The organism is Pseudomonas cichorii, from assembly GCF_019719005.1.
Taxonomy (GTDB): Bacteria; Pseudomonadota; Gammaproteobacteria; order Pseudomonadales; family Pseudomonadaceae; genus Aquipseudomonas; species Aquipseudomonas cichorii_E.
The window spans coordinates 16,468-29,896 of the sequence record NZ_JAIGPJ010000051.1; the positions used below are offsets into that span (position 1 = coordinate 16,468).

Consider the following 13,429-nt stretch of genomic DNA (forward strand, 5'->3'; position numbering starts at 1 on the left):
GATGTTGGCGATGGGTGCAAGAGGGAGGCTTACAGAGGACTCGCCCAGGCCAAGGCGTCTAAGCGCCGCATTGATATAAAACCAAAGATAGCAAGGGCGAGTCCGGGGATAAGCCTACGTGCAGGATTGACCTTTGTCATTAGCCGAGTGTCGACTTGTGCGGAAGGCTCCGCACCGGGCTATCGCGCAGCACACGCCTGGGTAGGAGCGAATTTATTCGCGAAGGGCCTGTGAAGCCGCCAGAGATATACAGTTTGAAAGGCCGTCTCGCGGACAAATCCGCCTGTCCTCTTACTCCAGCCTGGCCAACCGCTCTTCAAGCGCCGCAATCCGCGCCTCAAGCTCATCCAGCCTTTCACTCGATGCAGAGGCCGATACCCGCTCCGGCTGGTTTTGTCGCGCCGCAAGAAGCTCCTCCAGGTCCGCCGGGTCGCCCAGCGAATGAATGTAGCGATCTTCCCGCTGGCCGGGCTGGCGTGGCAGCAGGGTGGCCAGGCCTCGGGCGATGAGGCGGTCCAGTTGGTGGACGACTTGTTCGCTGTCTTCGAAGTCGTGCATGCGGTTGCTGCGGGTCAGCAGTTCGTTGCTGGTTTGCGGGCCGCGCAGCAGTAGCAGGCCGGTCAGGATCATCTGGGCTGGCACCAGCTCCAGGTGCTTGTCGACCTTGTGCTCCCAGCGGTCGGCGCGGCTGCCCATCACCAGGCGGGCGAGGCCCTGGTTTTCCAGGGCGCGCAGGCTTTGGCCAACCTGGCCCTGAGTCAGATTCATCACCGGGTCGCGGCTGGTTTTCTGGTTACAGGCAATGACCAGTGCATTGAGTGTCAGCGGGTAGGTTTCCGGGCTGGTGGCCTGTTTTTCGATCAGGCAGCCGAGAATGCGCACTTCGGTGCTGTTGAGTTGCAGCGACTCGGTGTCATCGGCCGATTCGGTTGAAGAATGTTCGGTGGTCATTACGCTTTCCCTGAGCGATGGCGGGGTGTCAGCCTAGGGGCTGTGCTGAATTATTGCCAGTGCGCCGATGATTCGCGCCATGGTATAGAGAAAAGACTCGCCATCTTTCCTGAAGAGCATGTCTATAATTCCTGACTTTCACTTTCAGGATTTGTCATGTCTATTTCCCTGTACGCCGCTTCCGTTCCAGTATTCCAGCAAATGCTCAACGCGCTGAATGACGTTCTGGTCAAGGCCGAGGCCCACGCGACCGAGAAGAAAATCCAGCCTGAAGCCCTGTTGCAGGCGCGTCTGTTCCCGGACATGTTGCCTTTCACTCGTCAGATCCAGATTGCCGTGGATTTCGCCAAAGGCGCTTCGGCCCGTCTGGCAGGCGTCGAGATTCCAAAATACGAAGACACCGAAACCACCTTTGCCGATCTGCAAGCCCTGATCGCCAAGACTCTGGCCTTCATCGCCAGCATCAAGCCGGAAGATGTCGACGGCAAGGAAGGCATCGAGATCGTTCTGCGTCCTGGCACCGACAAGGAGAAACGCCTCAACGGCCAGGCTTACCTGCTCAGCTATGCCTTGCCGCAGTTCTTCTTCCATGTCACCACCGCTTACGACCTGCTGCGCCACAATGGCGTGGAAATCGGCAAGCGCGACTACATGGGCAAGTTTTAAGCTCAGTCGGTAAACAGCTTGTTTCGGGCACTCTCGGTAATGGCGACAATGCCGGGGTGCCTGACCTTGCGTTCGACGGTAATGGCATAGAACGACTCGGTCACCGATTCGGTCTGCCCAATGATCTGCACGTCGTACTGGCTCTGTACTTCATCGGCGATCACGCTGGGCGCGACGAACACGCCGCTGCCTGATTTGCCGAAAGCCTTCATCAGGGCGCTGTCGTCGAACTCGCCGATAATCCTCGGCTGGATTTTCTGTTCGGCGAACCAACGCATCAACCTGCCGCGAACCACGGTGTCCTGTCCGGGAATCAATAGCGGCGCTCCATGCATGCACTGCGGAAAGTCACCCCACAGACTTTCAGCCACGCCCTGGGTCGCGAAGAAGCTGACGCCACACTCTCCCAGTTTCTGGTTGTAGCCTTTAATGTCCAAATGTGGTGGCATAGGGCTGTCAGATATCACCATGTCCAGTTTCTGGATTGCCAGGTCGGCCAGCAAGCGTTCGAGCTTGTCTTCGCGGCAGGTGATACGGATCGACTCGTCGAGCTCCATGGTGGGTGCGATCAGGCGATAGACGATGGATTTGGGCACGACATCGGCCACGCCGATGCGAAACAGGATCTGTTGTTCGTCGGGCTGTGAACGCAGCATGGTTTCCAGCTCATTGCCCAGCTGGAACATCTGTTCGGCATAGGGCAGTGCCAGGCGACCGGCTTCAGTCAGCTCCAGTTGCCGGCCTACACGGCGGAAGAGATCGACGCCCAGGGTTTCCTCGAAAAGGCTGATCTGGCCGCTGATGGTCTGGGGGGTGAGGTTCAATTGTTCGCAGGCGCGTACGATGCTGCCGGTTTTGGCCACGACCCAGAAGTAATGAAGTTGACGATAATTGAGCATAAAGATTGTCGATTCGGTAAAACCGAAGTATACACCTTGAAAAAGCGAATTTTTCTGATGTTTCCATGTCTCTAGAATGCTTCGCTGACGCCGGACCAAAGGTGATGTCCGGCCTTGCATATCGAGGGAAACATGATCAAACCCGTTTACGCCGCATTGCTGGCATGTTCGCTGGTTGTAATGGCTGGCTGTGACCAGGTAGAAACATCGACCAAGCAAATTCTGGACACGGCTGCCAACACAGCCAAACAGGCGATTGACGATACCCATGAAGCTGCAACCAAGGCGCTGGAAGATACCCGCAAGGATCTTTCGGTACTTGAACCCAAAAAACAGCCCGAGTCTCCCGAAGAGAAGTCTGGTAAAGAAATCTAACGCTTAACATTGGCTCAAGCAGGACACGATCTATGGAATACCTTTTGGAACTCGCTACAAGTCCCGCCGCCTGGATTGCCTTGGCCACGCTGGTGGTTATGGAAGTCGTGTTGGGTATCGATAACCTGATCTTCATTTCCATTCTCACCAACAAGTTGCCGGAGCATCAGCGTGCCAAGGCCCGTCGTCTGGGTATCAGTGCGGCCTTGATCATGCGTCTGGGTCTGCTCAGTACCGTGGCCTTCATCGTCCAGTTGACCGAACCTGTGCTCGACGTGTTCGGCCAGGCGTTCTCCTGGAAAGACATGATCCTGATCGCGGGTGGCTTGTTCCTGGTCTGGAAGGCGACCACAGAAATCCATCACAGCATGGACAGCAAGGCCGAAGCTGAAAAGACTATCGGCTCCGCTGTAACCCTGAGCATGGGCGCGGCAATCTTCCAGATCCTGCTGCTGGACCTGGTGTTCTCCATCGACAGCATCATCACGGCTGTGGGCATGACCGAACACTTGCCGATCATGATCATCGCTGTGGTATCTGCAGTGATCGTGATGATGGTGGCTGCCAACCCGCTGGCCAAGTTCATCAATGACAACCCGACGGTGGTCATGCTGGCCCTGGGCTTCCTGATCATGATCGGTATGACGCTGATCGCTGAAGGTTTCGGTGCCAATGTGCCTAAAGGCTACATCTACGCCGCCATGACGTTCTCGGCAGCGGTCGAGATCCTCAACATCCTGGCTCGTAATGCCAAGCGTAAAAAGGCTGCTGCTGAAGCCGCCAAAGCCTGATCGCTCGATCAGTGAAGCAAAAAAATGGTCGGCCCTGTAATGGGGCCGACCATTTTGCATTTCATGAGCGCTCATCAGTGAGCGACTGCAGGCTGTCTTTTTTCCAGCCGGACCACAGGAGTCGGTCGCACGACGCGAGGTTGGTGACGACGGGAAATTCTCAGTACTCCCCAAAGCATGGCGCCTGCAACCATCAGCCATGCCACGATCAGCATCACGATTGTCATTTCCAGGCTCATAAGTGCCTCCGTATTTACCGCATCTTCTTGCTGTCTGAATAACTGACAGTCTAGTCCCTCACATGTTTCGATTAATTGACGGCTATGACCAATTTGATCTATCCAGTCACTCTGACTGTGTCAGAAGGCTATACCCAGGCTCTGTGCGGCTCTATGATCGGTGTCCGAGTCAGGTCGCGTGTTGCCTGACACCCGTTGAAGTGAGTGAAAATGCTGCCGGTATCTTTCTTGTTCAACGCCGCCAGAACCCGGCGGCCGTGGTGGGTGATGGTCCTGGCATTGAGCCTGACCGCCTGCGCTTCTATGGTTACGCCAGAAATTCAGCGCTTGCCGGACCGGGTTGAACTCAACTCTGTGCCGTTCTTCCGTGGCAACGCGTATCAAAGCGGACCTGGCGCATTGGCGGGCATGCTGGCCAACCGTCAGGTGCTGATTACACCCGGGCTCCTCGATAAACCCCTGCAATTGCCGGGCGGCGAGGGGAAGCTTGAAAGCAATATGCAGAATGCGGCACGCCAATACGGTTTCATGGTTTACCCACTCGATGGCGAACTGCACGCTTTGCTGGAGCAGGTTTCGGCGGGTTATCCGGTGATGCTGCGGCTGTCCGAAGGCTCGGCCTGGTGGAAAGGGCCTCGCTATGGCGTGCTGGTGGGCTATAACCGCATCAAGCAGACCGTTCTGCTGCAGGTGGGCATGAATCGTCGGCAGATGATGAGCTTTGGCAGCTTCAGCTCTGCCTGGAAGGATGCCGGCAGTTGGGCGGTCCTGATTCAGGGGCCACGGCAACTGCCTGCCAATGTGGATCAGCAGCGCTGGCTGAAAGCTGCCAGTGAACTGTCTCAGGCCGGACAGGAGCAGGCGGCCGGTGAAGCAGTGAAGGCATTGGCCCGTCAGGGTGTTAAATAAGTTTGGTCTGAAGCAGTGAAAACCCCGATCTACAGGGTTTTCACGCTCTTCATCAAAAGCCCAGTCTGTCGCGCAGGCTGTAATACCAGGCGCCCAGTGCTGTAAGCGGCGTGCGCAGCAACTGGCCGCCGGGGAAGGGGTAGTGGGGCAGGTCGGCGAATGCATCGAAACGCTCGGCCTGACCACGCAAGGCTTCGGCAAGCACCTTGCCTGCCAGATGGGTATAGGTCACGCCATGCCCGCTGCAACCCTGGGAGTAATAGATGTTGTCGCCCAGGCGCCCCACCTGGGGAAGGCGTGACAGGGTCAGCAGGAAATTGCCGGTCCAGGCGTAATCGATTTTCACATCCTTGAGCTGCGGGAAGGCCTTGAGCATCTTGGGGCGAATGATGGCTTCGATATTGGCCGGATCCCGGGCGCCATATACCACGCCGCCACCAAAGATCAGGCGCTTGTCGGCACTGAGGCGATAGTAGTCCAGCAGGTAATTGCAGTCCTCGACACAGTAATCCTGAGGCAGCAGGGACTTGGCCAGCTCTTCGCTCAGCGGTTCGGTGGTGATGACCTGTGTGCCGCATGGCATCGACTTGGCCGCCAGCTCCGGCACCAGGTTGCCCAGGTAGGCATTGCCGGCCACGATGATGAACTTGGCGCGGACTTTCCCTTGCGCGGTATGCACGACCGGGTTGGCGCCTCGCTCGATGCGGATCGCCGCTGACTGTTCATGGATCACGCCGCCCAGCGATTCCACGGCCGCAGCCTCGCCCAGTGCGAGGTTCAGCGGATGAATATGGCCGCCGGTCATGTCCAGCATGCCGCCGATGTATTGCTCGCAGGCCACGACTTCGCCGATGCGCCGCTTGTCCATCAGCTCAAGATGCGTATGCCCGTAGCGCTCCCACAGGCGCTTTTGCGCCTCCAGGTGGGCCATCTGTTTGTTGGTCAGGGCTGCGAATACGCCGCCGTCCTTCAGGTCGCATTGAATGCCGTAGCGCGAAACCCGATCACGAATGATTGCCGCGCCTTCGAACGCCATCTGCCCCAGCAGTTGCGCCTGCCTTGGGCCGACGCTGCGTTCGATGACATCGATGTCGCGGCTGTAGCTGTTGACGATCTGTCCGCCGTTTCGGCCCGAAGCCCCGAAACCGACCTTCGCGGCCTCGAGCACTGTTACCTTGAAGCCGTGCTCCAGCAGGAAGAGGGCGCTGGAAAGCCCGGTATAGCCTGCGCCGATAATGCAGACGTCGGTCTCCACCTCACCCTGCAAGGCAGGGCGTTCCGGGACCGGATTGGCTGAGGCGGCATAGTAGGACTGCGGATAGAGCGTGTTCGCCATCCTGAAGCTCCGTTTAAAATTCTTGACGAGTGCTGTGATCCTACCCGAGTTGAAAAACCTCTGCCAGCCACCCGAGAAAACATATTCGCCCGCTCGCCACCTAAAAGCGTTGCTAATTCATAGGCTTAGCTGAAAAAGAGATTGACAGGGCAGTCAGTATCCGTAGAATGCGCTCCCACAGCAGGCACGTAGCTCAGTTGGTTAGAGCACCACCTTGACATGGTGGGGGTCGTTGGTTCGAGTCCAATCGCGCCTACCAGATAAAATCCGCTCTGCTGGGCGGTAGAGAAGGGCGATCCGAAAGGGTCGCCCTTTTTTCGTTCCGCGGAAGTAAGCTTGAAAAGCGCTCGTGAAGTACATGATGCCGGTTGCCGACGGGTATTGCGCCAGAGCTTTATGTCTAGAGTCGGATTACCACATGTAATGTGCTCTCCTTCTGAATGTTGTAATCGCTCAACGTTCTCTGGTCTTCAAGCTGTTTCCCGGCAAAGATAAGTCTTTGTGCTTCGGCGTTAATGCCAGATTTATCCTGAACCCTTTGTTTCACGATACTGATCGTATCTGAGGCTTCAACCTCCACCTCCAAGATTTCTCCGGTCAGTTTCTTTACGTAAATAATCATTTCGTCACCTGGGGTGAATGGCATGGGTGGCGCGAATAGGAGTGCAGATACCTGCATTCGCTTGCGCGCGTGCGTACAGGTTAAAAGCGAGGGGGAGTGACGGGAACTGACAGAAATGTCAGCGCTGCGCGCTTTCAGACCGTTGGCCTGATGCTCTTGTCGGACTTGCGTCTGATGGCATTTGCTGAATTCAGAGCTAAAAAATCGAACATATCAGTGGGTTACTGCAAAAAGCCGTTGACACCATTTTCAATATCCGTAGAATGCGCTCCCACAGCAGGCACGTAGCTCAGTTGGTTAGAGCACCACCTTGACATGGTGGGGGTCGTTGGTTCGAGTCCAATCGCGCCTACCAAACAAAATCCGCTCTGCTGGGCGGTGAAGAAGGGCGATCCGAAAGGGTCGCCCTTTTTTCGTTTGCGAGGATTGAAACCCGTCCTCTATTTGTTGGGGCGGGCGAAGGACTTGACGATGGACTTGGTCGCCGGGCTGGCCTTGAGGTCACTGAGGTTTCCGGTGGCGAGCCACTTGCAGGCGGAAATCTCGTTCCGGGGTGAGGGTTCGCTGGAAGCCGGGATCATGGTTGTAAAGATGTGGTGGATGACCCGGTCCTTTTCATATTCATCCACGTACAGCAGTTCCAGGTTCTCAAGCCCTGTTTCTTCACTCAGTTCGCGTACGGCTGCCTGGGCAGGTGTTTCTCCCGCTTCGATCCTGCCGCCAGGTAGCGCCCATTTCGATTTTGGTTTGCGAACGTAAAGGACCTGATCGTCACGTTTGCAGATGACTGTCGCTCGTTCTTTCATCTTTCCACCTGTTAACGTCCAGTCATTCTTGATATCTGCACGCTTGCCATGAAACTTGAGTCTGTTGATAAAAACAGATCGATGTCATAAAACTGCAATAAAACCTTAATTTTTCTTAGCACAATCAATGCCAGAACAGTTTCTGAAAAAAGAATAGCTGTGCCATAACGAAAGAGCCCGGCGCTGGGCCGGGCTCTTGTCAGGGAGTGGGTGCTTTTACATGAAGTCTGACACGGGGATATCCTGTGCCATTTTTCGGTAGGTGTTTTCATCGGTGGCGGCGAGCAGGCTTCTGCCATCCTTGAGCGTTGCCACAAAGGTTATCTCTTTCTCTTCGCTCGCCAGGAACATGCCCGCGGCAGCTCCCACGGGGCCTAACATCAATGCACCTGCAAGACCGAACCCGATCGTGTCGTCAATTTTCCTGTTTGATGCTTTGCTGGCAATTTCCATTGACTTGATGTCGTCCTGTTTGAAACAGATTCCAGGCCATGGGAAGAGGGGGGTAACAAGCGTAATGGTGCCAGAGTGGAACTCTCCATTACCTTGAAGAAAATCACCCGCTAAAACATTGATCTTAGCCATATGTGTTTCCCCATCGTTTCATCCAACCCCTATTGCGCGCTCCATAAAAGGGCGTGTCAACCGACGACGGGTATGGACAGGGGCTTTATGACGAATGGTTTGGCGTAGTTTGCAGTTGTTTGCAGCAAGATATTTCAACTATGAAACTTGATGTGCAGATGCTCTGAATCGAGACTTTTTTTCATAAGGGTCAGGACTGCAGGAGCGGGCTGTCCCGCAGTGGGGACAACCCGGATTTCGGTATCAGGCGGCAGAGGCCTCCTGTTTCAGCGTGGCCATATCAATCACGAAGCGATATTTGACATCACCCTTGAGCATGCGCTCGTAGGCCTCGTTGATATCTTGCATCGCGATGATTTCGATATCCGAAACAATGCCGTGTTCGGCACAGAAATCCAGCATTTCCTGGGTTTCCTGGATGCCGCCTATCAAGGAGCCGGCCAGGCTGCGGCGCTTGAAAATCAGCCCGAACACGGCTGGCGATGGGTGAGGCTCGGCAGGCGCGCCTACCAGGGTCATGGTGCCGTCACGCTTGAGCAGTCCGAGAAAAGCGTCGAGATCGTGAGGTGCGGCGACGGTGTTGAGGATGAAGTCCAGGCTGTTGGCCTGTGCGGCCATTTCGTCTGCATCCTTGGAAACCACGACTTCATCCGCGCCCAGGCGCAGGCCGTCTTCGCGTTTGTTGGGTGAGGTGGTGAACAGCACCACATGCGCGCCCATGGCATGGGCAATCTTAACGGCCATGTGACCCAGTCCGCCAAGGCCGACGATTCCCACTCGCTTGCCTGGCCCGACTTTCCAGTGATGAAGAGGGGAATAGGTGGTGATGCCGGCGCACAGCAGCGGCGCGACAGCGGCCAGATTGTCGCTGTGGGAAATCCGCAGGACGAACTTTTCCTTCACGACGATGTTGTCGGAGTAGCCACCGAGGGTGTTTTCGCCGCCAAAGACCGGGCCGTTGTAGGTGCCGGTAAAGCCGTTTTCGCAATACTGCTCTTCACCTTCGGCGCAGGAAGCACAATGCTGACAGCTGTCGACCATGCAGCCGACACCCGCCAGGTCTCCCACTTTGAAGTTCTTGACGTCGGCACCCACGGCAGTGACCCGGCCGACGATTTCATGGCCCGGTACCGAAGGGTAGAGCGTGTTGTGCCACTCGTTACGGGCGGTGTGCAGGTCCGAGTGGCAGACGCCGCAGTACAGAATGTCTATCTGTACATCGTCGGCACCGGGAGTGCGGCGTTCAAAACGATAGGGTTTCAGGGTATCGGTCGGTTTCTGTGCGGCGTAGCTGTAAGTCTTGGCCATTGCGATCACCTTTTGCGAAGGGTTGAAAGAAGTCGTAAGCCAGCATAGCGGTTGAACAGGCTTCGATTATTGCAACGTGACCCGATTCGACCTGCTCAAGAACCGGATAGTGCCGATTGAGTGTCAGCTTTTCTGTCGTAAGGAGTGCTTGATGTACTTCGTAATACACACTTTCTTGCCTTCAATCACATATCCTGCTTGCCACCCTCGGGCGCTGCCGCCGAAGATAGCCGCAGCCAGTTACAGGATTTGGTGTTTTTCATGCAGGTTCCTCCTTTTTCCCCGGCCTTGAACCAATCCACCGATTATTGCGCTGCATCGCCTGCGCTTTCCAGTGAAGCGCTCATGGAAACCTTGCTGCGCGAGGCGCGCATCAGCATGCCCGATGTGGCCTGGGCGGCTTACGGTGCCGGTACGCACAAGCGCCTGCTGGGGAGTGGATCTGCACAAGCCGATTGGCTGGGCGAGATTCCCTGTGACGGTTTCGACGACTTCTGCAACAAGCGCCAGTTGCATCGCTGGGTCGTGGGCATGGGCGAAACGCCGCTGGGCTGGCTGCTGGCACCCAAGGTCGAATCAGCCAATCCGGCCCTGGCCGACCTGGCCTTGCGACTGGGCTATCTGTTGCAAAGTGTCGCGCTGGTAAGAGCGCAGAATACTCAGCGGGTGCTGTATGAAATCAGTCATCTGGCCAGCTCGACACGGGATCGCAGCACCTTCCTCAAGGGCATCCACAAGCAACTGGCGACGCTGATCGATGCCGAGAACTTCTATCTGGCGCTTTATGACGATCAGAGAGAAAAGATCACTTATCCCTATTACATCGACGTAGCCGATCACGAGGCGATGGAGCCGGAAAGCTTCGAGTACCTCGACCGCTCGCGGCTGACCATGACGGGCTATGTGCTGACCACGGGCCAGCCGTTGTTCGTTGATGCTACGGCTATAAAGCAGGCTCAGGCTCAGGGGCTTTTCTTCTGTGAGGGGCGTCCTTCCGAGTTCTGGATGGGCGCACCGCTGAAGAAATCATCCGACGAAGTCTTCGGCATGCTGGCCATGCAGGTATACGACGTCTCGCGCATCTATAGCGTCGAAGACCGCGCGCTGTTTCTGGTGGTTGCCCGGCATGTGGCGATGGCGCTGGACCGGATTCTGCACCGGGCCGACCTTGAGCATACCGTGCTGCTGCGCACCCAGCAGTTGTCTGCTGCCAACGACGCCCTGAGACAAGAGGTGGCCGATCGCGAACGGGCGGAGCACCTGCAGAGTGCGCTGTTCCAGATTACCGAGCTGTCCAGCCAGCCGGGTGACATGGCGGAACTTTTCCATAGCCTGCACATGATCGTCGGCGAGTTGCTGGTTGCCTACAACTTCTATATCGCCCTGTATGACAGCTCCACCGAAGAAGTGACGTTCCCCTATTACAGCGATGAACGACTGGCCACGCCGCCCAGGTCACGGCGTGGTCAGCGTGGCTTTACCGAGTATGTCATCCGCCAGCGCCGTCCTTGCCTGATTGATCGTGAAGATGCCAACAGGCTGGAAAGGGAAGGCGAGATCGAGACCCAGAATGACTCCAATCGGTCCTCATCCTGGCTGGGCATACCTTTGTTCGAGGGGGATGATGTCCGGGGCGTGCTGGCGGTGCAGAGCTATTCGCAGAATGTGAGTTACACCCTGCGGGATCAGGAACTGTTGACCTTCGTCTCTCGCCATATCGATACGGCTTTGTCCCGGCGTAGCGCTGCCGAGGCGATACATACCGCCAATCTGCGCCTTGAGGCACGGGTTCAGGACCGTACCCGTGAGCTGGATCTGGCCAATGCCCGGCTTCAGCATGAAAACTCCCATGACTCACTCACCAGCCTGCCCAATCGCAGCCAGTTGCAACAGCGTCTGAAAGAGGCCTGGCAGGCTTTCAATAAACATGACCAGCAACTGGTGGTCATGTTTATTGACCTGGACCGGTTCAAGGTAGTCAACGACAGCCTGGGTCATCACTTTGGCGATATCCTGTTGGTCCAGGCGGCTGCGCGGTTGCGCAGTTGTATCCGCGATTGCGATCTGCTTGCGCGTCTGGGGGGCGATGAGTTTGCTGTGTTGGGGATCGGTGCGCCGCTGGCTGTCGGGGTCGGGATTGCCGAACGCATTCTTGAAGCGTTCGACCTGCCGTTCTTTATCAGCGGCCATTCGGTCTTTTCTTCGTGCAGCATCGGTGTGGTCGGGGCTGATCGTCAGTTTCATCAGGAGCCAGCCGAATTGCTGCGCGATGCCGATACGGCCATGTACCGGGCCAAGAATGGCGGTCGTGACAGCTTTGTGGTGTTCAATCAGGAGTTGCGCCGCGAGGTTTCCGATCAGGTCGAGCGTGAGGGCGCACTGCGCAAGGCGCTCAAGCACACCAACGAGCTGATTCCGTATTTTCAGCCGATTATCTGCGTCAATTCTGGCAAGCTGTTTGCCCTTGAAGCCTTGATTCGCTGGCGTCAGCCCGATGGCCGGGTCATCGCTCCCGGCAGTTTTCTGCCGGCTCTGGAAGGCTTGCGCCTTATCGGTCGCCTGGACATTTACATGTTGCAGCGCGTCATTGCCATTCTGGCCGATCCGGCCAATGCCCACTGGCCGCCGGTGCATGTGAACTGCTCCAGTTACAGCATCACTCGCCCTGAATTTGCCGCCGAGGTGCTGAACCTGCTGACGGAATATGGCGTTGCGCCTTCGCGTCTGTGCCTTGAACTCACCGAGGGGGCGCTGGTGGTTGATCCGGCGCAGGCTCGTGAGTCCATGAAACAGTTGGCCGACAAGGGCATGTCGGTGGTGCTCGACGACTTCGGTGCAGGTTTCTCGTCGCTCAGCTATGTGCATCAGTATCACTTCAGCGGCCTGAAGATCGACAAGTCCTTTGTTCTGGAACTGACGACCAGCGCCAGAAGCCGGGCGATTGTGCGTGCCATCGTGAGGATGGCCGAGTCTCTGGATCTGACCGTGGTAGCGGAAGGCGTTGAGGATCACGCGACTCTGGAATTGCTGCGCGGCATGGGGGCGGGCCAGGCTCAGGGCTATTACTTCGCAATGCCGTTGCCCCTTGAACAGCTCGATCTGAGCAAGGACATCGAGTTGGGCCTGCACTGGACCCGGGCCGGCAATGACTTGCCATGATCGGCAGTGTTTCTCCGTTTTCTTCCGGTCGTTGTTCGTGGGTGTTTTTTAAAACCTTTTAAAAACAGTAGCTTGTAGGTTTTTTAGGCGACTGGCACTGGTTTTGCTGCGTAAGGGTCGCACCCACCGCAGGAGGTGAAAGATGATTATCAACAACGGCACGCTCGAAGGTCTGGTTTCCAGATTTGTCGGGCGCAAGACAGTGGATGAGGTTTCCCAGAACTCATTCAGTACTGTTGCGGCTGCTGAGAGTCTGGTTCCGGCTGTTAATCCGGTGACCGCCAGGGCTGACAGTTCCGCGTCCCAGGACAGTACCAAGAGCAACAATGGCTATGACGAATCCTTTGCCCGGATGATGTTCAACATCAAGACCCTGGCCGAGAAAACCCTGTCCGAGAAAACCGCCGACAGCGACAATGGCGTGATCGCCTCGAACGGGGCGGGCAGCACGACCAGCACCGGCAGTTCGACCAGCTCGATTCAGCAGGAATTCATGGATTACATGAAGCAGACTGCCCAAGAGAAAATGCGTGAAAAACTCACGGGTGTCAGCAAGGCTGAATATGAGGCCATGAGTCCTGAAGAGAAGCTGGCCGTGGACAAGAAAGTCCAGGAAGCCCTCAAGGAGCATCAGACTGCGGCTGTTGATGACATCAATGCGAGAATCAATGGCATCAAGGCCGGGATGCTTGCGTAGCTTTCGCGAATGAATTCGCTTGTGTCTGCAGCGAGAGATAAAGTCAAAGGTGAGAGGGGTGAATGGCAAGCTGATTATTCGATGTG

At 56.5% G+C, this 13,429-nt stretch carries 14 protein-coding genes and 2 tRNA genes; 8 read left to right on the top strand and 8 right to left on the bottom strand.

Annotation, left to right across the window (positions count from 1 at the left end):
* Window positions 1-291: 291 nt before the first annotated feature.
* Window positions 292-951, bottom strand: a complete 660-nt coding sequence (locus tag K5D32_RS24345; protein WP_221602119.1) for a YceH family protein — start codon at window positions 949-951, stop codon at window positions 292-294.
* Window positions 952-1,107: 156 nt separating this feature from the next.
* Between K5D32_RS24345 and K5D32_RS24350 the strand changes: the two genes are divergently transcribed.
* Window positions 1,108-1,617, top strand: a complete 510-nt coding sequence (locus K5D32_RS24350) for a DUF1993 family protein (protein WP_025259831.1) — start codon at window positions 1,108-1,110, stop codon at window positions 1,615-1,617.
* 2 nt (window positions 1,618-1,619) lie between these two features.
* Here the strand turns inward: K5D32_RS24350 and nhaR are convergent, their stop codons facing one another.
* Entirely contained in the window at window positions 1,620-2,516 is an 897-nt protein-coding gene (gene nhaR, locus K5D32_RS24355) for a transcriptional activator NhaR (RefSeq protein WP_221602121.1), read from the bottom strand.
* A 132-nt stretch (window positions 2,517-2,648) separates the two neighbouring features.
* On the opposite strand from nhaR, the gene K5D32_RS24360 reads away from it, so the two are divergent.
* Both K5D32_RS24360 and K5D32_RS24365 read left to right on the top strand, forming a co-directional pair.
* Complete coding sequence (locus tag K5D32_RS24360; RefSeq protein ID WP_025259832.1) at window positions 2,649-2,891, top strand: hypothetical protein; 243 nt, start codon at window positions 2,649-2,651, stop codon at window positions 2,889-2,891.
* A 32-nt stretch (window positions 2,892-2,923) separates the two neighbouring features.
* Window positions 2,924-3,682 carry a TerC family protein gene (locus tag K5D32_RS24365; RefSeq protein WP_221577325.1) on the top strand — a complete coding sequence of 253 codons (759 nt, stop codon included), beginning with the start codon at window positions 2,924-2,926 and terminating at the stop codon, window positions 3,680-3,682.
* A 74-nt stretch (window positions 3,683-3,756) separates the two neighbouring features.
* Here the strand turns inward: K5D32_RS24365 and K5D32_RS24370 are convergent, their stop codons facing one another.
* A complete protein-coding gene (locus tag K5D32_RS24370; protein ID WP_221602123.1) occupies window positions 3,757-3,921 on the bottom strand; it encodes a hypothetical protein in 165 nt (54 codons plus the stop codon).
* A 210-nt stretch (window positions 3,922-4,131) separates the two neighbouring features.
* Between K5D32_RS24370 and K5D32_RS24375 the strand changes: the two genes are divergently transcribed.
* The gene (locus K5D32_RS24375) at window positions 4,132-4,830 is read left to right on the top strand and encodes a peptidase C39 family protein (protein WP_374107897.1); all 699 of its coding nucleotides are present in this window, start codon (window positions 4,132-4,134) and stop codon (window positions 4,828-4,830) included.
* A gap of 52 nt (window positions 4,831-4,882) precedes the next feature.
* Here the strand turns inward: K5D32_RS24375 and K5D32_RS24380 are convergent, their stop codons facing one another.
* Window positions 4,883-6,166, bottom strand: a complete 1,284-nt coding sequence (locus K5D32_RS24380; RefSeq protein WP_221602124.1) for an FAD-binding oxidoreductase — start codon at window positions 6,164-6,166, stop codon at window positions 4,883-4,885.
* A gap of 182 nt (window positions 6,167-6,348) precedes the next feature.
* Between K5D32_RS24380 and K5D32_RS24385 the strand changes: the two genes are divergently transcribed.
* Window positions 6,349-6,425, top strand: a tRNA-Val gene (locus K5D32_RS24385).
* 141 nt (window positions 6,426-6,566) lie between these two features.
* Here the strand turns inward: K5D32_RS24385 and K5D32_RS24390 are convergent.
* A complete protein-coding gene (locus K5D32_RS24390; protein ID WP_221577328.1) occupies window positions 6,567-6,788 on the bottom strand; it encodes a ubiquitin-like protein in 222 nt (73 codons plus the stop codon).
* Window positions 6,789-7,066: 278 nt separating this feature from the next.
* On the opposite strand from K5D32_RS24390, the gene K5D32_RS24395 reads away from it, so the two are divergent.
* A tRNA-Val gene (locus K5D32_RS24395) sits at window positions 7,067-7,143 on the top strand.
* A gap of 85 nt (window positions 7,144-7,228) precedes the next feature.
* On the opposite strand, the gene K5D32_RS24400 is transcribed toward K5D32_RS24395, so the two are convergent.
* The 3 genes from K5D32_RS24400 to K5D32_RS24410 form a co-directional block, all read right to left on the bottom strand.
* Window positions 7,229-7,594 carry an NUDIX hydrolase gene (locus K5D32_RS24400; RefSeq protein ID WP_221577329.1) on the bottom strand — a complete coding sequence of 122 codons (366 nt, stop codon included), beginning with the start codon at window positions 7,592-7,594 and terminating at the stop codon, window positions 7,229-7,231.
* 216 nt (window positions 7,595-7,810) lie between these two features.
* Window positions 7,811-8,179: a hypothetical protein gene (locus K5D32_RS24405; protein ID WP_221577330.1), complete on the bottom strand. Its 369-nt coding sequence runs from the start codon at window positions 8,177-8,179 to the stop codon at window positions 7,811-7,813.
* Between the two features lie 243 nt (window positions 8,180-8,422).
* Entirely contained in the window at window positions 8,423-9,487 is a 1,065-nt protein-coding gene (locus K5D32_RS24410; protein ID WP_221577331.1) for an NAD(P)-dependent alcohol dehydrogenase, read from the bottom strand.
* Window positions 9,488-9,832: 345 nt separating this feature from the next.
* Here K5D32_RS24410 and K5D32_RS24415 point away from each other — a divergent pair, with 345 nt between their 5' ends.
* Together K5D32_RS24415 and K5D32_RS24420 are read left to right on the top strand one after the other, a co-directional pair.
* Window positions 9,833-12,646, top strand: a complete 2,814-nt coding sequence (locus K5D32_RS24415) for an EAL domain-containing protein (protein ID WP_260407520.1) — start codon at window positions 9,833-9,835, stop codon at window positions 12,644-12,646.
* Between the two features lie 142 nt (window positions 12,647-12,788).
* Complete coding sequence (locus tag K5D32_RS24420) at window positions 12,789-13,343, top strand: hypothetical protein (protein WP_221593680.1); 555 nt, start codon at window positions 12,789-12,791, stop codon at window positions 13,341-13,343.
* Window positions 13,344-13,429 lie beyond the last annotated feature (86 nt).